Source organism: Nonomuraea fastidiosa (assembly GCF_042751225.1).
Taxonomy (GTDB): Bacteria; Actinomycetota; Actinomycetes; order Streptosporangiales; family Streptosporangiaceae; genus Nonomuraea; species Nonomuraea fastidiosa.
Genome location: NZ_CP170570.1, coordinates 4,386,389 through 4,410,721, shown reverse-complemented (window position 1 = coordinate 4,410,721; position 24,333 = coordinate 4,386,389). Strand labels below are relative to the sequence as shown.

Genomic DNA, 24,333 nt, shown 5'->3' with positions numbered 1-24,333 from the left:
TCAGTCCTCGTCGCCCAGCTCGGGGACCAGGACCTCGTCCAGCCTGTCCGGGTCCGGGACGGTCAGCCCGAGCTCGTCGCGCAGCCGCTTGACCTCGGCGACAACCTGGTGATCGTCCCACTCGGGGTGCACCATGCGCACCTTGGACTCCAGGCTGATGGCCTGCGCCCGGTTCAGCAGCTCCACCGTACGGCCCAGAGACTCCGGGTCCGGCAGGACGCCGTCCTGCCAGTGCACCTCGGCACGCTCCGGCGTCACCTTCGTGCCGAACACGCCCAGATCCACCGACAGCAGCGCCTCCGCGAGCCACTGCAGCGGCGGCGTCCAGTAGCCGATCTTCCGGCCCCGGGTCGAGAACGACTTCCTCTCGCGCGAGTGGATCTCCGTCGCGGTCAAGCTCCGGCCCGACCCGTCCGCCTCACCGAAGGACTGCGCGCTGTAGCCGGCGCCGCGCAGGATCTGCGCGACCAGGGCCTTGGCGCTGTCCACGTGCTCCTGCACGCGGATGGCGAACTGCGAGACGGTGAGCATCGCGTTCGGTACCGTACCGGGCGGCGGCAGCATCCCGAGCCCTGCGAAGATCTCCCGGTCCGGGTCGAACGTCGCGCCCTTCCCTCGGCCGAGGTTGTCGAGGAAGATGTCCGGCACGACGATCCGGCCCTTGCCGAGCCGGATGTCGCGCATCAGGCTCGTCCATACCTCGTCGAGGGCGTCCATCAGGTGCTCAACGCCCTGATAGTCGCTACGGCCGAGCGCCGTCCCCCGGATCAATCTGTGGGGGCGCATGTTCGGCACGTAGCTGACGAGCAGGCCCCGCTTGAAGTAGTTGTCGAACCCGCCCGACTCGTCCACCCGGTCGGCGTAGATCTCCGTCTCAGGGTGCTCAGTCAGCGGGATCTGCTTGCCCAGCTTGTCCTTGGTGCCCTGGTAGAGGCCGTGGTAGACCCGGCCGCGCTCATGCCGCTCCAGGTGCCGCCGCACGCACTTATCGTCCTCGTCGTCGAGCACCCGCCAGAAGGTCACCGCCGCAAGCGCCCCGTACCGGAACTCCGGAACCGCGCTGTCGGGCGGGAACACCGACAGCACCGGGTGGTCGTACATCTCCTGGTCCCACCCGACCCGCAAGAACACCCCGCCGTACGCCGACGCGACCTCCGCGGCCTCCAGCAGCGACCCGTAGATCCCCGCCTCGTGCATCAGCGAGTCGAGACGCTCCTGCCCGTTTTTGCCCTTCACCCGGAGAGTCGGAGGCTCCGAAAACAGCAGGTCAGCGCTCGTGCTGCTGATGTCGCCGGCGATCGGGACGTGCAGCTTCGTGGATTTGACCTGCCCGGCTGGCGTGGGCGTCCCCCAGAACCAGCGGCTGACGCGGTTCATGATCCCGGTGACGCCAGGCTGGGGCCGGTCCCAGCCCTTCGGGTCAAGCCCGATGGCGTGGGTCTGGTTCCCGCCGTACACGCTCGCCAGATGATCTGGATCTCCGGCGTACCACGCCTCCCACACCTCATAGAGCCGCAGTTCACGCTTCATGTGCGGCGGCGGCCACACCTGATCCTGCACCGGCAGCGGCATCGCTCTACGCCTCTCTTCTGTTGTCCATCGCCACGCACGCCGATCAGGAGAGCGGCCAATGCCAGGTGCCCGGCTCGTCTCCAGGGGGGACGTTGTACTCGTGCCTGCCACCGGCCGCGCCTGGGGTGAACACCCACAGGTGCACGTGGAAGGGGCTGTCGAGCGGCGGAATCGCGCCCACCCGCACCCCCGCGGGGTCGAGGGTGTCCACATCAGCGGTCACGATCGCCGCACGCACCGCGTGCAGGCCCTGCTTGCCGCGGTAGCGGACGATCCGTCCCGTGGTCGGACGCTCCATGACGGCTCCTTAGGTGATGACGACCAGCCCGGACGGCAGCACCGGCCCCTCAGGCGGCGCGTTGACCGACACCCACATCTGGTAGGTGCCTTCGGCCAGGACCACATCGCTGCCAGGGCCGACGAGGATGCGCGCGTCCGCGCCCGCCGGCGTCACGCCCGCCCAGCCGGCTGGGCGCCAGTCCTGTTCCGTGGGCTCGACGCCGGGCTGCGTGAACGCGATCTTCACGGCTTCCGTGCCGGTCGCGCCTTCGACCCAGGCGTACAGGTACTCCCTGCTGAGGGAGGACATCGGTTCCATCGCGCACCTCCCAGCTACGTACGGGGTGAGTGAGCCCGCCAGGCTCGGCGTGGCTTCCCGGCCGCCCAACGGCGGAGCGGAGACCGCACCGACCAGGCGCGACGTACCAGCCCGGCCCCGCCGATCTCGCGCGTCTCGACCACCACGGCCTGCTCGGACAGCACCACGGCATCGGCACCGGTCTTGGGCGCCTCCAGCCGCGCCGCCTCGGCCAGGAGCACGCCGTCAACGGCGGAGGCGACAGCATCCACGGCGATCTGCTCGGACAACGCGGCCGCGTCGGCCCCGGTCATGCCGACCAACGCCATGTCGGAGACCTGACCAGCGTCGCTGGCGTGCTTGGCCAGCATCGTGAAGGCCGTCTCGGCCAGCGCGGCCACGTCGGCCGCCACCGGCGCGGCTGCCACGGCCGAGGCTTCGGTCAGCGTCCCGGTGTCGGCGGCGACCGGCCCGATCGTCTCCGCGATGCTCACCAGCTCGGCCAGCGCGCCCGCGTCGGCGGCCGCAGCCTGCGCATGCAGCTGGCCGACGTCGGCCAGGACCGCCTGCTCCCGGCCCTCCAGCACGAGACGCAGGTCGGCTGCCTCCGCCAGCGCCGCCTGGTCGGCCCCGGCCAGCCCGGCCTCCACCGTCAGGACCTCGACCAGCGTGGCCGCATCCGACGTTGCGAGGTCGCCCGCGGCCGCCGCCGTCTCGCCCAGGGCAGCGGCGTCGTCCGCCGCGACAGGCTCACCGGCAGGAACGACAAAGACAGACGCCGCCTCGCCGACCGTGACCGTGTCGGCGGCGGCCAGCTCCTCCTGCGGAGGACCGACGACGGTTGGGGCGATGGCCACCGTGTACCCGGCCCGCCAGGTGATCTGGGACACCGACGCGGTCCAGTCGGCGGGGCTGGTGTCCTCAGGCGACACCAGCAGCCGGACGGCAGCCGCCACCGCCGTGTACTGCCGCGACTGGATGCTGGTCAGTGGGGAGAGACCCGGCGGCGGCGCCAAGGTCATCGCGACGCTGGTCGGCCGTACTGCGGCCAGCCGCAGCTCTAGGTCGCTGACGGATGTGGGAGTGATGCCGGGTGTCGTCACGACCGCGCCGCCACCGGCCGTTGACCGTGCCAGCACTGGGTCCACGGTGAGTGACGCGTCCCGGATCGCGATGATCAGGCACACACCATCCGAAGCCGAGAACTGCTTGAAGGTGTAGGTGCTCGGCTCGGCGCTGCCGGCGCGCTTCCACCAGACGCTGACCACCCGGGCGACACCGCTGACCGTGTCCCCCAGGGTGTCGAGCGGCAGCCACTCGCTGCCGCCGGTCGGGGTGGTCATCTCCGCCGTGGTGCCCCGGTCAGCGGCCTGAATCGCGATGATCGTGTCACCGCTGGCGATACCGGACGGCGCGTTGACCGTGTAGGTGGAGGTGCCGTTAAACCCCGTGGATGTGGACCGTACAGATGGCGGCACGAGCGTGCTCTGCGGCTCAGCCACCCAGCGCGCCTCGGCCAGGGTCGCGCTGTCGCTGCCGGACAGGGCCACCTCGGGTGCCTGGACGACGCTGACGACGTTCTCGGCCAGCGTGCCGCCATCCGAGCCGTCCACCTCGACGCCGGGGATGTCGAACGCAAGGTCATCGATCCACGCAGCGTCCTGTCCTTCCGGGAAGGACCCGTCCTTGGCGTACCGGAAGACCACCTGGGACTTGCCGGTGACGTCGGCCGACGCCTCAGTCCAGTCGACTTCGCCTGACGCCTCAAGCACGGCTGTGCCGTCGATCAGGACGGTGAGCTTGTCATAGCCTTCCTCCGACGACACCTTGTAGCGGAACGACACCAGGGTCGCCTGGTCGGGGATGGTGACCGTGGCGTCCGTCGTACCGTTGTCGCTGATGACGGCGCTCCGCAGCGACCAGCTGCCGGAAGCAGCGGTTTCCTGCACACGCGTCCAGGTCCCCGTGATCGTGAAGGCGAGGGTCTCGTCCTCGAAGTCCTCCAGGATGATCGCCACGGGCTTCCCCCCTCAGGCGGTCGCGTGGTCGTCAGGCGAGGGATAGCTGCACCGTGAACACCCAGCTCGCGGCGGAAGTCTTCTCACCCAGCGACTCCACCTTGCGGTTGAGCATCCGCCCGCCGGTCGCGGCGTTGAAGATGCCCCACTCGTTCCACACGAAGTTGGCTTCGGCGGTGGAGAACGTGCTGCGGAACGTAGCCGTCACGGCGCCTGCGTCCACGCCGTCCGTGTGCTGGGGATACGTCGCGTCCATGCCCTTGCGGAGGGTGTTGCTGCCCTGGAGGTCGGTCTGCAGCGGGTCTGCCGCGGTGTCGCCGTCGCCGACGCCGATCCGGGCGTTGGACGAGTCGTATGCGGTCACCGAGCTTCCGCCGATCAGGCGGTGCCACAAGGCGGCAGCGCCGCCGTACATGAGGAGGTTGCCCTCGCGCTCGATCACCTCGTACGGCGCGGCGCTCAGGTCGTCGCCGTAGTACTTCTCCACCTTCCAACGGCAGCGCCACTGGACAGGATCGTGACGGGCCACGCCCGCCCCCACGTGGCCGCCCTCGGTCAGTCGCGCGATCTCCATGGTGCCCTCCCGGACATGCAGAAGGGCCACCCGAGCGGGTGGCCCTGACGTAGCTGGTAGTGGGGCGTGCCCCGGCCCCACACCGCCCCTCAACAGCAGGGGCCGGGGACACGCCGGCGTGCTCAACGCGCGTACGGGGAAGCCGCGCGGAGCACGCGACACACCTCCGGGCGGCAGGCCGCCACAACCCTCCCCCGGAGGTGCGCGTCTAGAGAGCTGGGACTGGTTCGAGGAGCCGCAGCCACGCTGCCTGCGTGCTGTGGATGGCGTACCGCAGGGCGTCCACGCTGTGGTCGTCGGCCTTGACCGGCATATCCTCGCCCTTCTCGGCCTTGCGCTCGTCCCAGGCGTAGCCGGCCATCTCGTCGAGGAGGTGGCGGCAGCTCGCGTGCACCCGAAGGTGGTCGGCCGAGATCACGTTGCTGACGGTGCGGATGCCGTCCAGGACCGAGTTGTCGGCCTGCATGGGCCGGTAGCCGTCCCGGTAGAGCTGCTGGATGAAAGATGCAGCGCTCGGGTCCACCACCAGCCACTCCGGCCTGACACCGTGGGTGCCCGGCCCGTACGTGTCCGGGATGCGGTCGAGCCAGTCGGTCAGCCGCGCGCTGTACTCCGCGTCGGTCAGCTGACGCCGCTCGGCGCGCGAGTCGTACCGGAACTCGGAGGTGACGTAGATGCGGCGCTGCCCTTCCTGGTCGGGGACGGACACGCCGATCAGGAGCGCGGCGAACGGGTTCGTGGTGCCGTAGTCCACTCCGCAGGCCAGCCACTTCTCCATCGGCGGCAGCTCGGCGACGACGTGCTTGTCCTCGTCGAACATGTCGTAGATGGCGCCCTCAGCCATGACCCAGCGGCCCTCGATGAACCGCTTGTACCAGAGGCCCGAGTATTCCGCCTTGAGGGCCTTGACGTAGGCCGGGTCCAAGGAGTGGTTGTCGTCCAGCCGGAAGTGCCACGACCGGAGATCGAGCTCGCCCGCCCGGTCGAGGAAGTCCTTCTTCAGCCAGTGGCTGGGCGCGTCCGGGTTCGTCGAGCCGAACAGCTTGGCGCCCTTCACCGACAAGCGGCTGAGCAGCATGTCCCAGAACGGCCGCTCGATCAGAGTGATCTCGTCCACGTACGCGCCGGCCGCCGTCATGCCTCGCAATCGGTTCTCAGCGCGGGCGTCGTTGGAGCTGATGATCTCGACGCGGCGGCCGAGGATCGTCGCGGTAGGGGAGCCTCGCGTGTAGGCGATGCGCTTGGCGATCGGGCCGGTGATCGCGGGGTCTGTCAACGGCTCGAACACGTTTCTGGCGATGGTGTCGGCGGTCTTGCCGACGATCACCAGCGAGCCGCCGCGGGGGGCGTTCGCTACGAAGATCAACCAGCGGATGAGCGAAGCGATCGTCTTGCCGCTGCGGATCGCGCCCTGCCAGATGTTCAGCCGCGCCGTCGACTCGGCGATGGACTTCTCCTGCTTAGGCGACAGCTTGACCGCCATCGCGAGGCTCATGCCTCACCTCCGGCGTCGTCGTACTCGATCTCGCCGATCACGTCGGCCTGGATGATCGCTTCCGTGTCCGGGTCGTCGGGCACGTTGTGACGCCGCTGGAGCTGGAGCAGCATGTTGCCCAGCAGAGACGCCATGTCGGTGTCGGCCGCGCCGTTGCGATTGATCAAGTCCAGGCCGAGCAGGTTCGCCCGCTTGTTCACGATCTTCAGCGCGGCCTCGACGGCGTTGACCTCGCCCTTGAGGACCTTCGGCCAGATCGAGGCCATCATGCGGTCCAACCTGTTGATCTCCAGGTGCAGCAGCTCCTCGGCGGCCATCGCCTCCGCCTTGGCCGCCTTCTTCAGCGCTGCGGTGATGTCCTTGCCGACGACCGCCGGCGACGAGTAGCCGAGCCGCTGAGCGATCACCGCATGGCTGACCCCAGCGATGCGCATCTGCAGCGCCTGGTAGCGGCGCTCATGCCGTTCGAGCTTGACCTGCGGGCTTTCCGCCACGAGAGCCGCCTCCCTTCAGCAGCGCTACCGCTGGCGCTCCGCGTAGGCGCGAAGCGCCGTCATCACCACCTCTGCGAGCGGCATGTCGCCGTCCCGCGCGCGGATGTCCGCGATCAGTCCCGTCACCTCGTCGTGCTGCGCCGCCGTCAGCGGCACGATCAGCTCGACCGTGGCACCGGCCTTCGGCCGAGGAGGAGGCGGCGAGGCGGGGCCGAACTCGTCCTCGTCGTCGCCCTGCTCGACCTGGTCGTCCTCGACCTCGTCGTCGGGGTCGTCGTCGGCGCTCTCGACCGGAGCTGGCGCCGCCGGCCTCGCTGCGGGCGCGGCGGCCGCGGCGGGCTGGTCGTGTACGATCTCGATTTCGCCGCTGAGGTCGTCGAGCAGGTCCTCGAGGTCTTCGTCCCGCCATCCGGTGCCGTCCAGGCTGGGGAGCGACTGGAGCAGCTCGGCGAGTTTGGCGTCGTCGTACTCGCCGTACTCGGCGAGCCGGTTGTCGGCGAGCATGATCCGCTTCGCGGTGTCGTCGTCCACGTCGATGATGACCGTGGGCACGTGCTTCAGACCGGCCTTGACCGCGCCGCGCCAGCGGTGCTCACCGGCGATGATCCTCATCCGGGACTTCTGCGCGACGACGGACCCGTAGAAGCCGTGCTTGCGGATCGACTCGACGATCACGTCCACGTCGCCGCGGTGCGGGTTGTCCGGGTGCGGCTTCAGGTCGCCGACGGCGACCATCAGGTACTCCTGCGGCGCGATTCTCGCCATCAGCCCTCCCGCAGCGGGTCAGTAATCGGGGTGGTCGTCATCGGTGGCCACGGCCTCCACCCACTGTGATGTGGCGGGCTCGACGACCTCGACGGTCTGCTCGGTGACCCACATCGCGCGGGCGCCGATCTTCTCGGAGAACTCGGTGAGCGTCGCCAGGTCCTCGCCAGGCTGGGCCTGGTCCACGATCAGCGCGAACGGCTCTTCGTGGATGCCGCCCATCTCGATGAGCGGCAACCGGAGCACCTGGATGCGCACTACTCGCCTCCGCCAGCCTCGTCATCCCCGCCCGGCTCGTCGCCCCCACCAGGCTCGTCATCCCCGCCGGGCTCCTCATCATCTGGAGTCGGCTCTGCGAACCGACGTTCGAAGATCGACTTCGGGACGGGCCAAAACTCGCCCGCGCCGTTGTGAACGACGTAGTCGCCCAGGCCCGCGCGCCGTACCCCCTCCGGCGTCTTGATGTCCACGTACTCTCCGGATCGGCCGCGAAGCGCGGTCCGGCCGACGATCCCCCGTAGGTTCGAGCGCTCGTTGATCCAGGCCACGACCTCGGGGACCTGGCCGCCCACGACCTGCACGGCCTCGACGATCTCCGGCGCGTGCTGGTACAGCCTTACGTCCATAATCGGCATCTCCTTCGACGCGCAGCGCTTAATTTGAGTAGGTAAGATAAGGGCATGACAGGTCTGCAACGCATCACCCAGCCAACGCTGGACGTGCTGGAGGTGCTGCTACGCGCCTACGAGCAGGACGAGAAGGTCCACGGGTGGGCGATCATGAAACAGGTCAAACGCTCAGGCCCGACCGTCTACAACGTCCTCGACCGACTCGAAGACGCCGGCTGGATCACTGGTGAATGGGAGCAACCCGAGCCTGACGCCAACCGCCCCCGCCGCCGCCTCTACAAGCTGCACGGCACGGCCGTCCCAGCAGTTCGCGCTCTGCTCGCAGAGCGACGTCCCGCCGCACTCCGGGCGAGGCCAGCCTTCGGCTTCCTCCGCCTGAACTGGCTACGCGTCGCGCTTGCCGGGGGTAGCTGGTGAGCGCTCAGGAGATCATCCTTGCCATCGGCGGGGGCTTGCTGGTGAACGAGTTCTGCGACATCTCCCCCTGGGCAGCCCGCAGGATTGTCGCCTGGTCAGCCCGCGTCAAGTATGGGAAGACGACACGAGCCGAAATCCGCGCCGAGGAATGGGAAGCAGTCATCGCCCACCGGCCCGGAAAGCTGTTCAAGCTCGCCACAGCTCTAGGATTCAGTCTGCAAGCTGGAGCAATGTGGACATCCCGCCTACTGATCTTGCTGTGGGCGAACATGCAGGCCAAGCTGAACTTCGGCCATCAGTTCACTCTTGTGGAGAGCACCCTCAGGAAAATAGTCAAGCGCTTGCCCACAAGAAACAAACAGGTCTTCTCCGGCAGTCAGCAGAGATCGATGGCGGCCCTCAACGATGCATCGCTTACCCCAATTGTAGATGGGGGGTTCACCGTCCTGGTGGATTATCGCAATGCTGTGGCAGCCCACGTCCCAGGATGTTCATGCGTGACAGACTGATGCTGACGACGCAGTTCCGCTGAATAGACGTGGCCTAGCAGTTCATCCACACGGACTCGACCGCGTGACGTCGCTCGTCCGATGAGCTAGCGCGTACGCGGTAGTCGATGCGGCGCCAGTTGGACAGCAGCTCGTCGTACAGCGGCGAGCGGTAGCCGGACAGCACGATCGCGGACTTGCACTCGACGAGCACTTCCAGGAGGCGGCGGTGCTCGGGCTCGCGGTCCATCTCCGCGACGTAGTGGCCTGAGCCGAACTCGTTGCGCGTGGAGCGCAAGTACGGCGGGTCCACATATATCGCGGTCTGCGGCGAGTCCATCCGCTCGATCAGCTCGAACGCGTCGCAGTTCTCGATGAACGCCTCCCGCAGCCGCGCCGCGTGCCAGCGCAGCGCCGCGGCGGCTCGCTTGGAGCCGGCCGGGTTGTTGACCCGGGTCCTCGAGGTCGGCCGACGCCAGGAGGCTCCGGCTTCTCCGCTGCGGGACTGGGTGCATTGGATCCACCAGCGGCGGGCGCGCTCCAGGTCGCTGGCGGTGGTGTCGCCGAGCTTGGCGGCCTGGTGCTCGGCGCGGGCGTACGGTGTGAGTTCGATGGCGCGGATCAGGGCGCGGGGCCGGTCGCGCAGCGTCCGCATGAAGGCGACGAGGTCGCCGTTGATGTCGTTGATCGTCTCGATCTGGGCGGGCTGCTTGGCGAAGAACACCGCGGCCGACCCGGCGAAGGGTTCGACGTACACCTCATGCGGGGGAAGGAGACTGGCCAGGAAAGGGCCGAGCCTGCCCTTGGCGCCGTAGTACTGGAACGGAGGGCGCAGCGCCACGGGTCCTCCCTTGGGGTGCGAGGCATGGATGATCTGGTGGCGGTCCTGGGGAAGGAGATCGCCGAGGACGAGCGGCGTGCGCGTTGCGCAGCGGGGCTGCACTGCCAGCCGGCGTCGTGACAGAATGGGCCTCGGGCCGGTCACGGCAGGCCCCACTCCGACGCCATCGAGGGCGCCCACGTCGCCGCAGGATGGCATCCGAGGACAAGAGGCTGTCGCCTCACGTGACGCATCACCGCACGCCAGAACCACCTGATCCGATGGCTGGCCGGTGACGTGGGCGCCAGGCCAGAAACAGAGCCTTTCGTGGTGGATGTGCGTAAGCGGCTCGTCCGCGATCTCAAGACCATCGGTCTCAAGACAGCCGCTGCTGTGCGGCTGCTCGACCAGGCTGCCCAGCACCGTGCCGACCCGCCCCAAGGGTGGGCGCGGTTCGTGCCCTCTACCCACGAGCGCACTGACGACCTGTGGTGGACGATGCAGGTGCGGCCGGTCGGCGGCGACACCTGGGGATCCAGTCTCGCCCCTAGGTGGGTGTCGGCATCCTCGTCCAGGTGGGCGGACACGCTGATCAACGACCTCGACATGGATGGATGGGTCCACGAGGGCCCGTGGCCGGACCAGCCCGACACGGCGACCGTCCTGCCTCTGTGGCGCAACACGCGCGGCCAGATCGAGGACCAGGTCGTGGACCTGCACAAGGCGGTCGCCAGCTCTTACCACACTGTGCACGAGTTGTACGCGGCCGCGGTCGCCGACGCCCTCGACCGCGCCGGCGTCAGCATCGCCGACTATTGGGCCAACCCGGACGAGCCGCGGGACCTCAGCATCCAGCTCGCGCACCCACTCGAGGGGTACGAGGCTGCGTACGTGTGCTGGCGCGATGACCGTGGCTGGTACTGGGTGCCCTACAGCAGCACCGACCAGACGCTGAGCGACTTCGCCAAAGACCTGCCGTGCGCCTACCTCGCCCTGCCCGAAGACGTGGCGGCCGCCGTGCTCGCTCACGTCACCAGCGCGGACAAGCCCGCCCGCGAACCCGCCTCGTGGACGCCTCCTGACGCGTACAACCCCTACCCGGACCCGCCGGACGACGCGGTTGATTTCAGCCTGGACTTGGAGCGCGGGCTGGCCGCCTATCACTCCCACCCGGCCAACCAGCGGCCAGACGGTGTGAGCTGACTGCGGAAACGCACCACAGCACAACATGCGATCATGGTTTGCGCGACACTCTGACCAGCACAAACGCGCTCTAGTCGATTCTGAGACGTCCCCTCTCGGACTTATGTCATAGCATTCGGACACGCGAGATAGGCGCGCAGCGTTGACTACAGCGCGTCTGTTTCGCGTGATCCGGTCCGATCAGCGCACCGCGTACAGCGTCACCAGGTACGGACCAGCCGATACTGCTCGACATCCGCCGAGCTCTCCACCGGCACCCGGCACCCGCCGCACGCCACCATCTTGGCCCACGTGCCCAGGTTGATCGCGCCGCAGTGGTGGACCCACGCCGACTTGTCCAGCACGCTCGATGACCTGGGCACGCAGCCTCCCCTACTCCAGCGCCGACGCCACCAGCTGCGACGGATCCCGCTCCAAGTCGCGGCCGGAGTGGACATAGATCATGGTCGTGTCCAACGACTCATGATCGAACGCGGCCTTGATCTCGTGCACGCCCACGCCGAGCTCCGCCGCGATCGACGCCCACGTATGCCGAAGGACGTGCGGAGTCACCTTCGCGGCGATCCCCGCCTGACGGCCGAGCCGCGCCAGCAGCTCCGACGCCGACGACCGGTAGTACCGGCCACCCGTGTCCGTCACGAAGATCCGTCCCGTCAGCTGCGACACCTCGACGTCGGCACGGCGAGCCCGATCCTCCAGGTACCGGTCAATCGCGTACGCGGCCTCCACCGGCAGGCGCCGGACCTTCGTCTTGGACCCCTTGGCGAAGATCTTCAGCGTCCGCAGACCCCGCTCGTACCCGAGCGCGCTCAGCTCCGCCGACACCGCCTCCTCGACCCGGATGCCCGTCCCGAGCAGCAGCCGGACGAACGCCGACGTCCGCAGACGGGCCGGCCCGTGGTCGGCGTCGGCCGCGGCCATCAGGGCGCGGGCCTCATCACGCGTCAGCGCCGTCGTCTCGGAGTGGCTACGCGACACCTTCGGCCGCCGCGTCCGCTTGAACCGGTTCGCGTCGATGACCTCCTCGTCGACGAGGTAGTCGTACCAGGCCGACACCGCCGACAGGCGCCGCTTCATGGTGGCCGGGGGCACCGTCTTGCCGGTCGCCGCCGTGGCGCGAAGGTCAAGCCACCGCTTGTAGACGTCGCCGTGCGACTTGCGCGCCTGCAAGGGGTCGAGGCCCGTCTCCCGGCAGAAGTCGAACCACATCGCCAGGTCGCGCCGGTAGGCGTCGCGGGTGTTCGGCGAGTCGTAGCTGAGTAGCCACGCCATCGTCGCGTCCTGGGCGAAGCCCAGCAGGGACGGTGGGTAGATGATCCCGCCGGCCCCGATCGGCTCACGAGCAAGCTCAGCGGTCACGCCTGCTGCTCCACGTCGGCGAACCGGGTGTGGTGCGGGCTGTGGGCAGGCAGCCACCGCATCTCACCGGGCGGGATGTTGTACTCCTTGCGGAGGCGCCGCACCGTGGTGACGCTGACGCCAAGCACTCCGGCGATCGTCGGGTCGTTCCGCCCGCGCGCGGCGAACCGCGCGATGATGTCGGCCTGGTTGTCCGTCGAGATCGTGCGCTTCATCAGACGCCACCACCGACCGATGCGAAGGGTGTCGCGTTCACAGCTCCACCTGCCGGAACACGACGGCGGCCTTGTAGCGGCCGTCGTACTCGGCGTCGGGCTCGGACTCGGCCGATACGACGTGCAGCTGCGCGTCGGGGCCGAAGAAGCGCGCGGCTTCGTGGAGTGCGCGGCGTCGGAGTTCGTCCGGGTTGAAGCCGATGACGTGGACGGTGTGCTGGAAGGTGAACTCGGGTACGAGCGGCTGCGGCGGGCCGCCTTCCGTGTGGTCCATGATCACTTGCTCTCTGTCGCGAGGAGAGGTTACGTGATCAGTCTACCTAAACGATCTATGGACATAACTGCGATTATGACCAGCTCTTAGAGATCTTGAGTGGGCCGAACGAAGGTGAGTGACCTAGGCCACAATGACGTCATGCCAACCCCTCTACCACCACCCCGAGTGTTCCGAACCGCACTGAAGGTGTTGCTCATCACCGGTGTGTCGACCACGTCGGCGTTTCTCGCCGCCGCGGCGCTCACGCTCGCAATGGGCTTACCCTCTCAGACCGCAACACTTCTCACGGCCGGGGCCGTCGCGGCGACGTCAGCGGTGTCCCTCTACAAGCAGATATCCAAGGAACTCGACCGCCACGAGGCCGCCCTGAAGGAAGCAGAGCGGCCTCCAGCTGAGCGGCTACGAGAGCTCAATGACGAGGTCGCGGCCTCCATGGCGAACACCGCCGACGCGATGGACCGGCTCGTACGCGAACTCGAATCACAGAAAGCCGTCGCCGAAGCCACCATCGCCGAGGGCGAGGAGCGGGCGCGATGGCTGGAGATCAACAAGGATGAAGCCGAGAAGATGAGACAGCTCCTCGTCGGCGAGACTAAGGCCGCTCTTCGCGCCGAGGGGCGCAAGCAGTGGTGGTTCTTCGCCCTCGGCCTGCTCGGGTCCATCCCCATCGGCATTATGATCAATTTGTTTGTGCCTGGAAACTAGACCTCACGGCCGGCGGCGACACTCTCGTTTGGGGGCGGTGCCCCCTGCCGGCTCGGCTGCCAGTGCGCCGGGCACTGGTGCATTTGGGGCTCTTTCGGACGTTACTTGGTGGCTACATTTTTTGGCTTGGGGTCGGGCCGAAAGCATATTTCTGCAGTTCAGGCGGTGGGCGCCGCGTGGCCTAATTCGGACATTCGATTTTGGCACCAGGGAAAGCGCTTAACTGCTTGCGGTCGAGTCGCGTTCATCGGGGCGCCCAGCTAGGCTTATGTCCCAAGCGATGGTCAAGTTGGTACCGATCCGGTCACGAGCGCGGCGGGCCTCCTTGGCTGGGTTGCCTGAGACCACGGGATGCCCATGCTTCACCGCCAGGTACGAATATGGGCCGTCGTTGCCGCGACGGCCCATACCTGTTGCACGTCGCTGGAACTCAGGAGAAGAACCAGCGCTAAGTACGTACAGCTTCTACTGCCAACCTACTGAGTGCGTGTGTGCACATGCAATACGGCTGACGTGATCCGTCGAAGTTTGCACGTGCCCGGTCTTCTCCCGAGCCAGCTTCCACATCGGAGACTGGACTCAAAGGAGAGTTCTCTCGTGCCGCAAGACACGCCGTCCGGGCAGCCGGAGAAGAAGAACGACAGCACGCAGATTGTGCTCCCCAACGAGGCCCTGCGAACGCTCGTCAAGCTCATCGCGTTCCTGGCGCTCCTGGGCGCGGCGGTGTTCCTCGCCGTGAACGGGCTCGATCCCACGGTGCTCGCACCGTTCGCGCCGCGTCTTTGACGCACTGTTCCACGTCACCTAGCGGTGCGGGGCCGGTCCGCCAGACCGGTCCCCACCAGGCGTTTCACCATCCGTGACGGGCTCGGCGGTGAAGATCTCCGGCTTGCACGGGTATCGCTCACCTGCGACGCCGGTGATGATCCAGTTGCCGGGGCACACGATGTGGCCGCCTTCTGGAGCGTCGATCCAGCCGTGCTTGCGCATGGCGCGGGCCACCGTGCACATCGGCGGGTACCCGGCACGTCCGGGCGGCGGAAGTAGCGCACCACCTGGCCTTCACGATCGGGCGGCCCGTCGTCGGGGTGGTCGCCGTTTCGCCACCACTGGTGCGCCTCCACGACGCGTTCCGTCACGAACCTCATCAGCGGTCCTCATCGAACCAGGCCTGGGCGGTGCGGGCGGCCTCCGCCGAGGCGAGCGAGTCGTGCAGGCGCCGCCAGGCGTCGGCGACGGCGACGGCGACGCACGCTTTCACGTACTCGGGGTGCAGAAGGTGGTCCTTGGCGTCGTCGAGGAGTTCGGCCGCCTTCGCCGCGGCCTGCAGGGCGTCACTTCGCGGTCTCCGTCGTCTTGGCGGGCCGGTTGTCGCCGCCGCGGGCGCGCAGCTCGACGCCGAACTCTTCGAGGAGCTGGTGGACGAATCCGTAGGAGCGGCCGATGGCCGCGGCGATGGCGCGGATGGGTTCGCCCGCCTGGTAGCGGGCGGCGACGTGCTGGGCGAGCTGGACGCGTTCCTCGCCGACGATGCGGGCGTTGGGCCGGATCTGCATGAGGGGCCTCCGAGATGAGGTGGTCATGCCGCGCGGGCTGCGGCCAGGTGGTGGCGGAGCTCGTCGCGGTCTTCTGGGGTGTCGGGCACGGGGTCGCCGCGCCAGATGCAGCCTTCGATGGTGGTGAGGTCGTCGAGGTCGTAGACGACTTCGCGGCCGGCGCGGCCGAGGGTGCGGGCGTGGTAGCGGCGCGCCCATTGGCGGATGGTGGCTGGGGAGCGGTCGAGGCGCTCGGCGGCCTGGTTAGCTGTTGCTGGGCGCACGCCGTCCTCCTGGGGTTCGGGGGGCGAAGGGTGCGTTCGTGACGTGTGGTGCGTTTCCGGACGCAGATCACGCGAGAAAGACGCGCTGTAGTCAACGGAGACGCGCAAACAGAAGGTCACGCATAGGAAGGGATAGGAACGCTAGCGATCTTGTTTGAGGCGACCTCAGCGCTTCTAGATGCGTTTCCGCAGGTCAAAACCTCAACGCTGCGCGGCAGGCACACCACGCCCGTCGGCGCAAAGTGTTACACACCCGCCCACCAGTCGCAACACCGACACACCCCGCCCCTGGCAACCGGGCCCGTCAGAGCCTCGACGCGCTTCGTATCCGAGCGAGCGGCACGTAAGCAGTGGCGACGGTCAAGACCACCATGCACGTCAGGATGATCGCTCCGGTCGCCACGTTGGACCAGCCAAACGCGAGGGACAAGACCGCCAGCACTTCGCCCACCAGGAACACGATGCTGGTCGCGTAGGCCACGCGGTGCCAGGTCTCCGCATACTTACCCACCCGGACGAAAGCTCTCTCCATCCCCGCCACGGCCTCCTCCACACCCTTGGCCGACTCCAACTCACGGCGCTTGCGCCTCTCCCATTCACGCTCCTGCGCGTCGCGCTGAAGCAAGAACCCGTACTCGACCGCCAGGGCAATCATGATCGTCGGCAAGACCTGCGCGGCCGTCGCGTAGAAGTCACTCGAATTCACGACAGGTAATCGCGATCAAGCTGCGAAACGTTCCACCCCACAGCAGACGTAACGGCGACCCCGCTCACACCCCCACCTCATCGACGACCAAGCCCCGCTCCTCCACCTCCGACACCTGCACACCGCACGTCCCGCACACAAACACCCCGACCTTGCCATCCCACCGCAGCGACCGCTCACCACACCCCGAACACCGCGCAAACGACTCCACCGGCGCCTCCCCCACCGCCGCGCGCAACCGGCCCTCCCAACCCAGCGCCCACTCCACCAGGTTCATCGGGCCAGCGCCAGCCGGCCGCAACTCCGACACCACCCCCAAACCTTCCAACGCCAGCACCTGCGGCAACTGCTCCACCAACCACGCCACCGCACGCGACCGAGCAACCCCCGACCGGACACCCCTCACCCGCGCCGCACACCCCAACCGCTCCCGCGCAGCATCCTCGAACCCCAGCAACTCCCCCACCAACACATCCAACAACTCAGCATCAGGCGACACCACCGGCCGCGGCCGCGACCCCGACACCCTCGACCACCTCGACGCCGGCCTCAACCCATCACCACGAGCAGCCACCACCGCCGCCAACCCATCCACCTCCAACAACGCCCGCCGGCACGTCGCCCGACACCGCCCACACACCAACGGCTCCCCCACACGCCACCGCACCTCAGGCACCACCGGCTCCTCAGGCGGCACCCCACAACCCCCCTCCGCAACCCACCGATCCACCGCATCCGCATGCTCATCCCGAGCACGCAAAAACCCCGACCACACCCGCCGCGCAGCCCCATTACACGGCCCAACACACACCTGACCAGCCACCACACACCCCCAAACCAGACGACCCACCACAGTACAAGATCAAAAACTTTCGCCACACACCAAACCAACTTCGGTCCGCCGGCTCCGCCGACCGGCCCCCTGGGGGCATGCGAAAGCCCCCGCGCGATGGGGCCGCGCGGGGGCTGGCTGGCGTCAGCGCGTCAGGCGGTCGGTCGGCGCGTCGGCCGCGCCTCGCGTAGGCGCTGTGTGACCGCTGCCGTCCGCTCTACGGCGCGGATCTCGTCCAACATGCCGGTGCGAGCGAGGGCGCTCATGTTGCGGAGCGAGTCCAGCGCGCGCACGACATAGGCGGCATCCTCAGCCGCCTGTCCGGTGGCGTGCTGGCGTGCGTAGTGCGCCTGGCGCTCGTACCGGCTGAACTGCGGCCCGTCGTACTGCACCATCACGCGCCCGTCCACTTCGGCCACGCGGACGTGCAGCAGGAACCCGCACGACGACAGCAGGCGCGTGAGCTGTGAGGTAGCGGTGCGGACGGCTGCCAGGGTGCCGGTCGGCTCCGGCTCGATCGGCCGCCGGATGTCCGACAGGGGGACATCGTCGATGATCGCCCCGTCGGCCCGGCTAAGCAGGAGCCGGGTGTAGAGGCTTGAGCGCGTGGCCTCCTGCACGGTCCATACACCGTGCTGGTGTACGGCCGGGCCGTGGTACTCCACGGTGCTGCCCGTCGGGGCGTACGCGAGCAGCGCGCGGTGGCTCGCCTGGCTCGCGTTGTAGACGGCGCGCTGCAGGTCGGTGCGGCGGCTGCACGGCTTCCGCGCTATGCACGTGGGGCATTCGGCGTGGTGGTTGTCCATCGCCTTGCGCGCCTTCTCGGTGGCCTCTGCCGCTGTGCGCGCGGCGGCCTTCCTGTCCTGGTCCATGTTGATCTCCCTGTGGTGGTCGGGGGTGCCGCGCCCCACACGGCGTGGGGCGCGGCATGGGGGCTACTTCTTGGCGGGCTTGGCGGCGGGCTTGGCCTCGGGCGCGGTCTCCGCCTCGGCGGCCTTACGGCGCTCGGCCTTTTCGCGCTTGACCTTGGTCCGGCGCTCCACCTCGGCCTTACCAGCGTCTGTGAGTCCGGTCATGAGGTGTGCGCGGGCCGGGTTGTCCTCGCTCAACGCCATGACGGCGTTGACCAGCTCGCGCTGTTCCTCGGGCAGCTTGGTGGACTTCTCCGACTCGGCCGGGGTGAGGACATCCGCGATCACGTCGAACGGTGCGGCGTCTCCGGCGCGCACCGCGAGGAACAGAGCGGCGATCAGGGCGCGGTCCGACTGGTCCGAGACGGCATCCCACGATGCGGCGGGGTGGTCGCTGTCGAGTCCGTAGAGCGTGCTGCCCTCGTCAACCAGGGCGGCGGGGGTCACGTCGCGCAGTACCGGCCACGTCTTCGGCTCGGCGGTCCAACCGTGCCGCAGTGCGGCGAGCATGCCCGCGAGCGGGAGACGCGCGCCGTTGCAGCGCCACGCCAGACGGGCGGGGCTGTTGGCGCTGTCCTCGCTGTCCACGCGCCCGGTGGGGGTGGTCACCACGGGCCGGGCGGTGCCGTCCGCCATGACGGTGAACCACGCCAGAACGGTGGACAGAGCGGCCTTGGTGTCGTCGGTGGTCGGGGTGGTCGGCTTGGTAGCCATCTGCGATCCCTTTCGTGTGATGGTTGCCTGCCCCGGTGTGGGGCAGGCGCGGGGGTTAGTTACTGCGTCGGGAAGCGGTTCCGCTGTCTTTTTCGGTAAGCGGTGTAGACCACAATGGCGGTGCCGATCATGGCCACGCCCGTGGTCAGCAGCCACAGGTCCATCGACTGGCTACCGCTTGCCGTGGGGGCGGGAGCGGGGGCCAGTGTCGGCCGTGTGGTGCTGGACGCGCGCCCGGTGCCCGTGGGCGTCGCCGTCGCCGTGGTGGTGGCGGTGGGGCCGGGCTTGCCGTCCGTGCCGTCCCTGCCGGGCATGCCAGGGCTGCCCTTCTCTCCCTGCGGGCCGGGGCTACCGGGCGGCCCGGTCAGGCCGGGGTCGCCCTTCTCCCCCTTGGGTCCGGGGTCGCCCTGGTCACCCTTCGGCCCCTGCGGGCCGGGCGGACCTTGCTCACCTTTGGGGCCCTGCGGGCCGGTCGGACCGGGGTCGCCTTGATCGCCCTTCTCGCCGCGTTCGCCCTGTGGCCCTTGCGGACCTGCCGGACCCTGCGGGCCTTGCGGTCCCTGCGGCCCGGTTGGTCCCTGGATGGACACGACGGGCACGCCGCACAGGTCGAAGGTGATCGACCCGCCCCCTATGTCGGGGGTCGCCGTGACCGGGAGGCACGTGGGTGAGTGCGTGATGACGATCGGCGGTTCGGCCGTCGCTGTGGTGCTTGCCGCACCACTTGAGGTTAAGACCAGCGCGGCAGCGATGGCGGCGACGCATGCGAGCGCCGCCGTCGCTGCCCTGGCCGTTCGTGTGTTTCGCATGCCTCAGAGTCCACAGTTGCACCACCTACACGATCAAGAGGATGTCAAGACATCGTTATCAATCCGTTATGACTTCTAGGTGGCCCCACACCAAGATCCACAACGGTTCAGCCCAGCCGCCGGCAACGTCCACCCGATCTCGGTTTGGGGTGGTGTGGGTGGACGTGCTGTTGTCGCTTGTGAGCGTCTTTTTGGTGTGTGTGGTCTCGTTGTACTGGTGTGCGTGTGTTCGCGCGCCTGTGTGGACGTTGTCAGGTGTTTCGATGGTGTTCTGCCTGTGGTGTTGCTTGCTCTTTGTGTCAGTTCTGTGAGGGGCGGCGACGAGGTGGTGTGGCTGGGGTTGTGGGGCTGACCAGCCTTGGGGGTGCTGGGGCTGGTCAGTTGATGGCTTTGCGGTCGGCGGCGCAGGCCCTGCAGGGCTGGTCCATGTACGTGTGGATGGGGCAGGTGGGTCTGTTGCGGCGGTGTGCTGTGGGTGGGGGTGTGGGGAGGTGTTCGTGGGGGTTGGCGCGGAGTGCACGCTGCACGTAGCGGGCGGGGTTTTTCACGCGGCTGCGTGCGCGGGCGAGGATGGCTTGCCTGATGTGTGCGGCTTGCTGGTCGGTGATGGGTTGCGCGGCGAGCGGAGCGAGCTCGCGCTTGACCATCTCGTCTACTGCTGAAAAGTCCTGTCCGTCGTCGGTCTGGTCGTCGTGCGCGGGGTACGGCGGGGTGACTGACTGACTAGAGATGTAGTCATGGGTCGGGATGGGACGGGACGGGACGGGGTTACGAACTTCTTTAGAACTTCTCGCGAACGTTCGCGTGGTGTTCGCGCGAACATATTCGTGTCGGTCAGGGGTTGCTGTGGTCGTGCCTGCCTCTATTTCCCCAGCTAGACCAGCCTGTCGCCTGCGTGCGGCGCGCAGGTTCCGCATGCGTTCACGCGCTCGTTCGCGTTCGCTGCGCACCTCATCAGCGGTGGGGTTGTAATGACCCCAATCGTGAAAAGTAAAGCCCTTGTCAGGCTCGTCAACGCGTTCCCACAGCCCCACCTCGACGAGTTCACGAGCGAGCTTCTTCGCGCCCGGCATGAGGCGCCCAAGCACCCGGTCTGGGATGAATCCCTCGGTCAAGTTGGCCGACGACCAGGACCCGGCCACCACCCACAGCCCGAGCGCGGCCGGCCGCGACATGAGGGTCTTGCGGTGGGAGTGGAACCCGTCATCGACTTTGAACCACGGCATCCGTGCGCCGCCTTCCTTCCCTATATATGCGAAGCGGGGGCCGCCACCGAGGGAAGTGGACGGCCCCCACCGTAAGTGGTTCCGCTGGTGATCGTCACCGGGGCCGTGGCGGGCGCCCGGTCAGGTCGTACGTGGCGCGCCTGTCTGGGGCGGACAGCACGTGGTACGCCTCGGTCACCTGCTTGAACTTCTCGCCCGCCGCGGTGTCGCCCGGGTGCAGGTCGGGGTGGAGCTGCCGGGCCAGCCGCCGGTATGCCTTCTTGATGTCCTGCGCGGTGGCGGTCTTGGTCACACCGAGCCGTGCGTACAGCTCCCCACCGCCCGGGCCGGGCCTAGGCGGACGCGGCGGCGGTGGCTGGTCGCCTCCTCCGGGGGTCCGCCGGCGGCGGCTCCGCGACAGCCCAGGGCAGGTCGCCGCGTGCGGCATCATCAGCCGCTCGAACGGGGCGACCGGCCGGGCCTTCGTGACGCGACGCGACCTGAGCACGCCGTGCACGTCGCGCCAGACGGCGGTGTTCCCTGCGGGGTCGGGGGCGAGGTTGACGGCCAGCTTCTTGCCCGCCTCGGTCCGGGTCCACCGGATCATCTGCCCGCACCCCAGCATCGGACAGCGGGCGACGTCGGCTCGGCTGAACACGTTGGGCTACACCTCCGCTTGGCCAGCAGCCAGCGCGTCGTGGCAGGCCTGGCACAAGCACACCACGATCATGAGTGCGCCCACGGTGATGGCGTTCGCTGACGGATCGCACTCTCGGCCGCACCGGTCGCACCGCGACCACGCCTTGGCCTCGAACCAGTCGGTGAAGCACCTCACGCACCGCAGCACGCCGGGCTGCGCCACGGTGCCGAACACCGGCTGCGGGGACCCCAGGTGGTCGCACTGGTCGTGATTCTTCCGGAACGCGGCCATGAACTCGTCGGCCACCTGCTGCACCCAGCCGCCCGGTTCTTCTACCTTGCCGCCGGCGAACAGGTTGGCGGCGATGCGCTCCATGTGTGCGGCCGCGGCCTCGATCTGGTCATGCAGCGGATTCGCGGACATCAGCCGCCACCTCCTTTCCCTCCTCTGCTGCTGCCGAACCCGCCGCGCTGGATGACCTTGCCGCTGCGGGTTGTGATCTGCGCGTGGGCTGCGGGTTTTTTGGTGGTGCCGCCGCGTACGTAGCCGGGCCGGTCGGTGGTGGACGAGCCGTACAGCCAGTAGTAGTAGGCGGCGTGGGAGCCGCCGTCGGCGCAGAACCTGTCGTCCACCACCTGGTAGGTGCCGTCCGGTTCCTGGCGTGCGATCACGCAGTCGGCCACGACTTGCGGCGCCTCGTCGTCCTCGTCGCCGCCGAACAGGGCGGCCGCGACGAGGACGGACAGCACCGCGACCGCGCCGAGCACGAAAGCGCCGCCCCCTTCGGCGTCTCCCCCGCTGCGCCTGCTGCGGCTGCGGCTATGCATCGGCGGTCACCTCCCACAGGGTGCGGGCAACCCTTTCCGTGCCCCGGTCCGCGCGGGGACGCGACGGCCGGTCCCAGCCCGGCTGCGCCGGACGCTCCCCGACGACGCGCCACTGCGCACCGCGCAGGCTCGCCCCGCTTTCCCCGGCCTGCGTGTACGTGATCACGCGGGTGTAGCCCAGCTCGCGCGCCGCCCGCCATGCCGCGCGGGCCAGCATGGACGCGGCGTTGAACGTGCCGTCCGTGGCCAGCCTGGTCACCTCGAGGGTGAACCCGTTCTGCAGATGGCGGGCGACCGGCCTGCCGATGATCGCGACTCCGCGCAGCACGCTGGCGGCGTCGGCCACTCCGATGGAGAACTTGTAATCCTGCGGGGGCTCGTGGTGGCGGTGCCACATCCGTACGAAGTCACACGCCTGACGGAAGGTGACCGGGACGATCCGCAGGCCGGATGACGGCCGGGGCGCGGTCATCGCGGGCCTCCCGTGTCGCCGTCGAGGATTCCGGCCAGCATGCTCATCGCCTTGCCGCTCGCGGCCGCGCGGCGCCGCCGCGTCTCCTCGTCGAGGTAGCGCTTGAACTCCTCCGGGTGGGCCCGGACGAGCCGGTCGTGCGCGGCCTCGTACGCGGCCTTGGCGATCGCCGCCACGCCGCCGCCGTGCGGCAGGTGCAGCGGGCACAGCGCGCGCCGCCGGCCGGTGACGTCCCAACCGAAGCGGCGCGAGCTGCGGTAGGTGTAGCGGACGAGGACGACCGCGACGGGCGGGTCACACCGCATGCCGCCGCGCGTCTCTCGGTTGAAAGCGCACGTGGTGTCGTCGCCGTCGCGCCAGGCGCGCGCCCAGACGCTGCGGTGCCGGTACGGGGTGCTCGCGTCCTCCACGAGCATGAACCCGTCGCCTGGGGGCTCGGGCTGCGCGCCGTTCATCGGGCCGCCTCGTCGTCTCGCGCCTTCCGGCCGTGCTTGGCGCGGCGGGCCTCCACCTGGGTCAGGTAGTCGCGGCCGGCCTGCGTGATCCTGACCCGCCAGACGCCGAGGCGGGGGTGCTCGACCGTGATGAAGCCCAGCATCGACGGGACGCGGAACGTCTCGTCGCGCGTGGCGAACGCGCCGCCGTCGAGCCGGCGGCATCCCCGAGGGGCGGGCTGGAACAGCACGCCGTCGCCTCGGTCGTGGGCGGCGATCTGCTCGAGCAGAGCGACTGCGGCGCGCTTGAGCGGCTGGAGGGACATCATCGGTTCTCCTCAGTGGTGGTGGGGGTGGTGTCGTCGCCTTCCTGTTCGAGGAAGCGGCGGCGGACGAGCTTGATCCCGTACGCTTCGCCGCCGCGGGCGGGCGACTTGGTAAAGGTCCACAGCGGCGGCTGGTCCGCGACGATCACGCCGTGGTCGATCAGGAGATGCTTGATGGCGGCGAACGCGGGTTCGGTGTCCATCGGCCAGCGGCGGACGCCGTGCAGCTCGCGCCAGGTGACGTACTTGCCGTAGCCCTGGGCGGTGGTGGTGTCCTGGAGGACCAGGAACGCCCGGAAGGGCTTGGCCTCCTCCCACACGATCTCGTCCGGGTTGGGGTAGCGGTGGGGGTGGCGGATGAGGCTGCCGTCGTGGTCAAGCGGGACCAGCATCTTGATCTTCCTTGTCGGGGTCGGTGGTGCGGTTGAGCCAGCGGCGGGCCAGCGCGGCGCCTCGCCGGGTGGTGTCGGTGTTGTCGATGCGCGGCCAGGGCGACCAGGTGTTCTTCTTCGCCTTGGTCGGCCGCCAGCCGTGACCGACCTGCGCGGTCACGTACGACAGGGCGAAGGCGTAGGGGTCGGGCCGCTCGTCCTCCGGGAGCTGGTCACGCTTGCGCACACGGTGCGCGAGCGCCCGGGCGGCCGCCTCGATGTCGCGCTGCAGGGCCTTGGTCGATGGCGAGGTCATGACCGTGCCTTGCGTTGCGGCCGGCGCGTGGCCCACCCGTAGTGGAAGGCGGCGGCCACGTACCGGTCGATCATGCGGCGGCACTTGCCCGTCTCGGCCATGATTTCGTCGATGGTCAGGCCCTGGTTGACCAGGTCGGCGACCTGTCTCACGGCCTGCCAGGCGAGCTGGCTCTTGGGCAGCCAGGCCGGTGCGTCACCGCTGTCCGGCCCGGTGATGACGTATCCGGCGTCGTGCAGCTCCCGGATGATCGTCTCGGCGGTTGGCTTGGCCTTCCGCCGCAGTGCTCGGGTGATGGCCTGCTCAGCGGTTGTGCTCGACATGGGGTTCTCCTACTTGCGTT

Annotated in this window: 37 protein-coding genes; 5 read left to right on the top strand and 32 right to left on the bottom strand. The window is 68.6% G+C overall.

Translation table 11 applies throughout. The annotated features are described in order from the left end of the window. The 10 genes from ACFMQL_RS20505 to ACFMQL_RS20460 form a co-directional block, all read right to left on the bottom strand. A complete protein-coding gene (locus ACFMQL_RS20505) occupies positions 1-1,572 on the bottom strand; it encodes a phage portal protein (protein WP_378786586.1) in 1,572 nt (523 codons plus the stop codon). 43 nt (positions 1,573-1,615) lie between these two features. Beyond that, entirely contained in the window at positions 1,616-1,870 is a 255-nt protein-coding gene (locus ACFMQL_RS20500) for a hypothetical protein (RefSeq protein WP_378786585.1), read from the bottom strand. A 9-nt stretch (positions 1,871-1,879) separates the two neighbouring features. Next, on the bottom strand, positions 1,880-2,170 hold the full coding sequence (locus tag ACFMQL_RS20495) for a hypothetical protein (protein ID WP_378786584.1): 291 nt from the start codon (positions 2,168-2,170) through the stop codon (positions 1,880-1,882). A gap of 14 nt (positions 2,171-2,184) precedes the next feature. Beyond that, positions 2,185-4,167, bottom strand: coding sequence for a hypothetical protein (locus ACFMQL_RS20490; RefSeq protein ID WP_378786582.1), 1,983 nt, complete (start codon positions 4,165-4,167; stop codon positions 2,185-2,187). Between the two features lie 31 nt (positions 4,168-4,198). After that, the gene (locus ACFMQL_RS20485) at positions 4,199-4,741 is read right to left on the bottom strand and encodes a hypothetical protein (RefSeq protein WP_378786580.1); all 543 of its coding nucleotides are present in this window, start codon (positions 4,739-4,741) and stop codon (positions 4,199-4,201) included. Between the two features lie 208 nt (positions 4,742-4,949). Continuing rightward, positions 4,950-6,236 (bottom strand): PBSX family phage terminase large subunit, encoded by a 1,287-nt coding sequence (locus ACFMQL_RS20480; protein ID WP_378786578.1) that lies wholly within the window; start codon positions 6,234-6,236, stop codon positions 4,950-4,952. Continuing rightward, on the bottom strand, positions 6,233-6,730 hold the full coding sequence (locus ACFMQL_RS20475) for a hypothetical protein (RefSeq protein WP_378786576.1): 498 nt from the start codon (positions 6,728-6,730) through the stop codon (positions 6,233-6,235). Before ACFMQL_RS20475 ends, ACFMQL_RS20480 begins: the two co-directional genes overlap by 4 nt. A 24-nt stretch (positions 6,731-6,754) precedes the next feature. Beyond that, on the bottom strand, positions 6,755-7,495 hold the full coding sequence (locus ACFMQL_RS20470) for a ParB N-terminal domain-containing protein (RefSeq protein WP_378786574.1): 741 nt from the start codon (positions 7,493-7,495) through the stop codon (positions 6,755-6,757). Positions 7,496-7,513: 18 nt separating this feature from the next. Further along, entirely contained in the window at positions 7,514-7,753 is a 240-nt protein-coding gene (locus ACFMQL_RS20465; RefSeq protein WP_378786573.1) for a hypothetical protein, read from the bottom strand. After that, on the bottom strand, positions 7,753-8,121 hold the full coding sequence (locus ACFMQL_RS20460; RefSeq protein ID WP_378786571.1) for a hypothetical protein: 369 nt from the start codon (positions 8,119-8,121) through the stop codon (positions 7,753-7,755). Before ACFMQL_RS20460 ends, ACFMQL_RS20465 begins: the two co-directional genes overlap by 1 nt. A 54-nt stretch (positions 8,122-8,175) precedes the next feature. Here ACFMQL_RS20460 and ACFMQL_RS20455 point away from each other — a divergent pair, with 54 nt between their 5' ends. Next, positions 8,176-8,541, top strand: a complete 366-nt coding sequence (locus ACFMQL_RS20455; RefSeq protein ID WP_378786569.1) for a PadR family transcriptional regulator — start codon at positions 8,176-8,178, stop codon at positions 8,539-8,541. Beyond that, positions 8,538-9,050 carry a hypothetical protein gene (locus tag ACFMQL_RS20450; RefSeq protein ID WP_378786567.1) on the top strand — a complete coding sequence of 171 codons (513 nt, stop codon included), beginning with the start codon at positions 8,538-8,540 and terminating at the stop codon, positions 9,048-9,050. The genes ACFMQL_RS20455 and ACFMQL_RS20450 overlap by 4 nt, the downstream gene beginning before the upstream one ends. Positions 9,051-9,084: 34 nt before the next feature. On the opposite strand, the gene ACFMQL_RS20445 is transcribed toward ACFMQL_RS20450, so the two are convergent. Further along, positions 9,085-9,870, bottom strand: coding sequence for a DNA adenine methylase (locus tag ACFMQL_RS20445; protein ID WP_378786566.1), 786 nt, complete (start codon positions 9,868-9,870; stop codon positions 9,085-9,087). Positions 9,871-10,179: 309 nt separating this feature from the next. On the opposite strand from ACFMQL_RS20445, the gene ACFMQL_RS20440 reads away from it, so the two are divergent. After that, positions 10,180-11,052 (top strand): DUF6292 family protein, encoded by an 873-nt coding sequence (locus tag ACFMQL_RS20440; RefSeq protein WP_378786564.1) that lies wholly within the window; start codon positions 10,180-10,182, stop codon positions 11,050-11,052. A gap of 200 nt (positions 11,053-11,252) precedes the next feature. On the opposite strand, the gene ACFMQL_RS20435 is transcribed toward ACFMQL_RS20440, so the two are convergent. The 4 genes from ACFMQL_RS20435 to ACFMQL_RS20420 are packed head-to-tail and all read right to left on the bottom strand — an operon-like array spanning position 11,253 to position 12,900. Next, a complete protein-coding gene (locus ACFMQL_RS20435) occupies positions 11,253-11,414 on the bottom strand; it encodes a hypothetical protein (protein WP_378786562.1) in 162 nt (53 codons plus the stop codon). 10 nt (positions 11,415-11,424) lie between these two features. After that, a complete protein-coding gene (locus tag ACFMQL_RS20430; protein WP_378786560.1) occupies positions 11,425-12,411 on the bottom strand; it encodes a tyrosine-type recombinase/integrase in 987 nt (328 codons plus the stop codon). After that, the gene (locus ACFMQL_RS20425; RefSeq protein ID WP_378786558.1) at positions 12,408-12,626 is read right to left on the bottom strand and encodes a helix-turn-helix domain-containing protein; all 219 of its coding nucleotides are present in this window, start codon (positions 12,624-12,626) and stop codon (positions 12,408-12,410) included. The genes ACFMQL_RS20430 and ACFMQL_RS20425 overlap by 4 nt, the downstream gene beginning before the upstream one ends. Positions 12,627-12,663: 37 nt before the next feature. Next, the gene (locus tag ACFMQL_RS20420) at positions 12,664-12,900 is read right to left on the bottom strand and encodes a hypothetical protein (RefSeq protein ID WP_378786556.1); all 237 of its coding nucleotides are present in this window, start codon (positions 12,898-12,900) and stop codon (positions 12,664-12,666) included. Between the two features lie 168 nt (positions 12,901-13,068). Between ACFMQL_RS20420 and ACFMQL_RS20415 the strand changes: the two genes are divergently transcribed. After that, positions 13,069-13,608 carry a hypothetical protein gene (locus ACFMQL_RS20415; RefSeq protein WP_378786554.1) on the top strand — a complete coding sequence of 180 codons (540 nt, stop codon included), beginning with the start codon at positions 13,069-13,071 and terminating at the stop codon, positions 13,606-13,608. A gap of 597 nt (positions 13,609-14,205) precedes the next feature. Beyond that, on the top strand, positions 14,206-14,394 hold the full coding sequence (locus tag ACFMQL_RS20410) for a hypothetical protein (RefSeq protein ID WP_378786552.1): 189 nt from the start codon (positions 14,206-14,208) through the stop codon (positions 14,392-14,394). Positions 14,395-14,942: 548 nt separating this feature from the next. On the opposite strand, the gene ACFMQL_RS20405 is transcribed toward ACFMQL_RS20410, so the two are convergent. From ACFMQL_RS20405 to ACFMQL_RS20325, 17 genes are all read right to left on the bottom strand, one after another. After that, positions 14,943-15,164: a helix-turn-helix domain-containing protein gene (locus tag ACFMQL_RS20405; protein WP_378786551.1), complete on the bottom strand. Its 222-nt coding sequence runs from the start codon at positions 15,162-15,164 to the stop codon at positions 14,943-14,945. A 23-nt stretch (positions 15,165-15,187) separates the two neighbouring features. Beyond that, a complete protein-coding gene (locus tag ACFMQL_RS20400) occupies positions 15,188-15,427 on the bottom strand; it encodes a hypothetical protein (protein ID WP_378786549.1) in 240 nt (79 codons plus the stop codon). A gap of 304 nt (positions 15,428-15,731) precedes the next feature. After that, positions 15,732-16,133 carry a hypothetical protein gene (locus tag ACFMQL_RS20395; protein ID WP_378786548.1) on the bottom strand — a complete coding sequence of 134 codons (402 nt, stop codon included), beginning with the start codon at positions 16,131-16,133 and terminating at the stop codon, positions 15,732-15,734. 64 nt (positions 16,134-16,197) lie between these two features. Then, on the bottom strand, positions 16,198-16,491 hold the full coding sequence (locus ACFMQL_RS20390; RefSeq protein WP_378786546.1) for a hypothetical protein: 294 nt from the start codon (positions 16,489-16,491) through the stop codon (positions 16,198-16,200). A 626-nt stretch (positions 16,492-17,117) separates the two neighbouring features. Continuing rightward, the gene (locus ACFMQL_RS20385; protein ID WP_378786545.1) at positions 17,118-17,837 is read right to left on the bottom strand and encodes a hypothetical protein; all 720 of its coding nucleotides are present in this window, start codon (positions 17,835-17,837) and stop codon (positions 17,118-17,120) included. 63 nt (positions 17,838-17,900) lie between these two features. Next, positions 17,901-18,590 carry a hypothetical protein gene (locus ACFMQL_RS20380; RefSeq protein ID WP_378786543.1) on the bottom strand — a complete coding sequence of 230 codons (690 nt, stop codon included), beginning with the start codon at positions 18,588-18,590 and terminating at the stop codon, positions 17,901-17,903. A gap of 59 nt (positions 18,591-18,649) precedes the next feature. Beyond that, positions 18,650-18,904 carry a hypothetical protein gene (locus ACFMQL_RS20375; protein WP_378786542.1) on the bottom strand — a complete coding sequence of 85 codons (255 nt, stop codon included), beginning with the start codon at positions 18,902-18,904 and terminating at the stop codon, positions 18,650-18,652. Positions 18,905-19,776: 872 nt separating this feature from the next. After that, the gene (locus ACFMQL_RS20370) at positions 19,777-20,625 is read right to left on the bottom strand and encodes a hypothetical protein (RefSeq protein ID WP_378786540.1); all 849 of its coding nucleotides are present in this window, start codon (positions 20,623-20,625) and stop codon (positions 19,777-19,779) included. A 94-nt stretch (positions 20,626-20,719) separates the two neighbouring features. Then, positions 20,720-21,211, bottom strand: a complete 492-nt coding sequence (locus ACFMQL_RS20365; protein WP_378786539.1) for a J domain-containing protein — start codon at positions 21,209-21,211, stop codon at positions 20,720-20,722. A 57-nt stretch (positions 21,212-21,268) separates the two neighbouring features. Further along, a complete protein-coding gene (locus tag ACFMQL_RS20360; RefSeq protein WP_378786537.1) occupies positions 21,269-21,667 on the bottom strand; it encodes a hypothetical protein in 399 nt (132 codons plus the stop codon). Beyond that, positions 21,667-22,071, bottom strand: coding sequence for a hypothetical protein (locus ACFMQL_RS20355; protein WP_378786536.1), 405 nt, complete (start codon positions 22,069-22,071; stop codon positions 21,667-21,669). The genes ACFMQL_RS20360 and ACFMQL_RS20355 overlap by 1 nt, the downstream gene beginning before the upstream one ends. Continuing rightward, complete coding sequence (locus tag ACFMQL_RS20350; RefSeq protein WP_378786534.1) at positions 22,064-22,543, bottom strand: XF1762 family protein; 480 nt, start codon at positions 22,541-22,543, stop codon at positions 22,064-22,066. The genes ACFMQL_RS20355 and ACFMQL_RS20350 overlap by 8 nt, the downstream gene beginning before the upstream one ends. Beyond that, positions 22,540-22,998, bottom strand: coding sequence for a hypothetical protein (locus ACFMQL_RS20345; protein ID WP_378786533.1), 459 nt, complete (start codon positions 22,996-22,998; stop codon positions 22,540-22,542). The genes ACFMQL_RS20350 and ACFMQL_RS20345 overlap by 4 nt, the downstream gene beginning before the upstream one ends. Then, positions 22,995-23,306, bottom strand: coding sequence for a hypothetical protein (locus ACFMQL_RS20340; protein WP_378786531.1), 312 nt, complete (start codon positions 23,304-23,306; stop codon positions 22,995-22,997). The genes ACFMQL_RS20345 and ACFMQL_RS20340 overlap by 4 nt, the downstream gene beginning before the upstream one ends. Then, the gene (locus tag ACFMQL_RS20335) at positions 23,303-23,695 is read right to left on the bottom strand and encodes a hypothetical protein (protein WP_378786530.1); all 393 of its coding nucleotides are present in this window, start codon (positions 23,693-23,695) and stop codon (positions 23,303-23,305) included. The genes ACFMQL_RS20340 and ACFMQL_RS20335 overlap by 4 nt, the downstream gene beginning before the upstream one ends. Further along, positions 23,679-23,990, bottom strand: coding sequence for a hypothetical protein (locus ACFMQL_RS20330; RefSeq protein ID WP_378786529.1), 312 nt, complete (start codon positions 23,988-23,990; stop codon positions 23,679-23,681). Before ACFMQL_RS20330 ends, ACFMQL_RS20335 begins: the two co-directional genes overlap by 17 nt. After that, positions 23,987-24,313: a hypothetical protein gene (locus tag ACFMQL_RS20325; RefSeq protein WP_378786527.1), complete on the bottom strand. Its 327-nt coding sequence runs from the start codon at positions 24,311-24,313 to the stop codon at positions 23,987-23,989. Before ACFMQL_RS20325 ends, ACFMQL_RS20330 begins: the two co-directional genes overlap by 4 nt. Positions 24,314-24,333 lie beyond the last annotated feature (20 nt).

What these genes read in the sequence shown, in the direction of transcription:
- ACFMQL_RS20420 (WP_378786556.1), bottom strand. Translation starts at nt 12,900, where the DNA reads ATGGACCACACGGAAGGCGGCCCGCCGCAGCCGCTCGTACCCGAGTTC.
- ACFMQL_RS20370 (WP_378786540.1), bottom strand. Translation starts at nt 20,625, where the DNA reads ATGCCGTGGTTCAAAGTCGATGACGGGTTCCACTCCCACCGCAAGACC.
- ACFMQL_RS20455 (WP_378786569.1), top strand. Translation starts at nt 8,176, where the DNA reads ATGACAGGTCTGCAACGCATCACCCAGCCAACGCTGGACGTGCTGGAG.
- ACFMQL_RS20385 (WP_378786545.1), bottom strand. Translation starts at nt 17,837, where the DNA reads ATGGACCAGGACAGGAAGGCCGCCGCGCGCACAGCGGCAGAGGCCACC.
- ACFMQL_RS20380 (WP_378786543.1), bottom strand. Translation starts at nt 18,590, where the DNA reads ATGGCTACCAAGCCGACCACCCCGACCACCGACGACACCAAGGCCGCT.
- ACFMQL_RS20375 (WP_378786542.1), bottom strand. Translation starts at nt 18,904, where the DNA reads ATGCCCGGCAGGGACGGCACGGACGGCAAGCCCGGCCCCACCGCCACC.
- ACFMQL_RS20480 (WP_378786578.1), bottom strand. Translation starts at nt 6,236, where the DNA reads ATGAGCCTCGCGATGGCGGTCAAGCTGTCGCCTAAGCAGGAGAAGTCC.
- ACFMQL_RS20350 (WP_378786534.1), bottom strand. Translation starts at nt 22,543, where the DNA reads ATGACCGCGCCCCGGCCGTCATCCGGCCTGCGGATCGTCCCGGTCACC.
- ACFMQL_RS20500 (WP_378786585.1), bottom strand. Translation starts at nt 1,870, where the DNA reads ATGGAGCGTCCGACCACGGGACGGATCGTCCGCTACCGCGGCAAGCAG.
- ACFMQL_RS20335 (WP_378786530.1), bottom strand. Translation starts at nt 23,695, where the DNA reads ATGCTGGTCCCGCTTGACCACGACGGCAGCCTCATCCGCCACCCCCAC.
- ACFMQL_RS20405 (WP_378786551.1), bottom strand. Translation starts at nt 15,164, where the DNA reads ATGCAGATCCGGCCCAACGCCCGCATCGTCGGCGAGGAACGCGTCCAG.
- ACFMQL_RS20505 (WP_378786586.1), bottom strand. Translation starts at nt 1,572, where the DNA reads ATGCCGCTGCCGGTGCAGGATCAGGTGTGGCCGCCGCCGCACATGAAG.
- ACFMQL_RS20360 (WP_378786537.1), bottom strand. Translation starts at nt 21,667, where the DNA reads ATGTCCGCGAATCCGCTGCATGACCAGATCGAGGCCGCGGCCGCACAC.
- ACFMQL_RS20355 (WP_378786536.1), bottom strand. Translation starts at nt 22,071, where the DNA reads ATGCATAGCCGCAGCCGCAGCAGGCGCAGCGGGGGAGACGCCGAAGGG.
- ACFMQL_RS20365 (WP_378786539.1), bottom strand. Translation starts at nt 21,211, where the DNA reads ATGATCCGGTGGACCCGGACCGAGGCGGGCAAGAAGCTGGCCGTCAAC.
- ACFMQL_RS20345 (WP_378786533.1), bottom strand. Translation starts at nt 22,998, where the DNA reads ATGAACGGCGCGCAGCCCGAGCCCCCAGGCGACGGGTTCATGCTCGTG.
- ACFMQL_RS20495 (WP_378786584.1), bottom strand. Translation starts at nt 2,170, where the DNA reads ATGGAACCGATGTCCTCCCTCAGCAGGGAGTACCTGTACGCCTGGGTC.
- ACFMQL_RS20330 (WP_378786529.1), bottom strand. Translation starts at nt 23,990, where the DNA reads ATGACCTCGCCATCGACCAAGGCCCTGCAGCGCGACATCGAGGCGGCC.
- ACFMQL_RS20340 (WP_378786531.1), bottom strand. Translation starts at nt 23,306, where the DNA reads ATGATGTCCCTCCAGCCGCTCAAGCGCGCCGCAGTCGCTCTGCTCGAG.
- ACFMQL_RS20460 (WP_378786571.1), bottom strand. Translation starts at nt 8,121, where the DNA reads ATGGACGTAAGGCTGTACCAGCACGCGCCGGAGATCGTCGAGGCCGTG.
- ACFMQL_RS20425 (WP_378786558.1), bottom strand. Translation starts at nt 12,626, where the DNA reads ATGAAGCGCACGATCTCGACGGACAACCAGGCCGACATCATCGCGCGG.
- ACFMQL_RS20485 (WP_378786580.1), bottom strand. Translation starts at nt 4,741, where the DNA reads ATGGAGATCGCGCGACTGACCGAGGGCGGCCACGTGGGGGCGGGCGTG.
- ACFMQL_RS20325 (WP_378786527.1), bottom strand. Translation starts at nt 24,313, where the DNA reads ATGTCGAGCACAACCGCTGAGCAGGCCATCACCCGAGCACTGCGGCGG.
- ACFMQL_RS20470 (WP_378786574.1), bottom strand. Translation starts at nt 7,495, where the DNA reads ATGGCGAGAATCGCGCCGCAGGAGTACCTGATGGTCGCCGTCGGCGAC.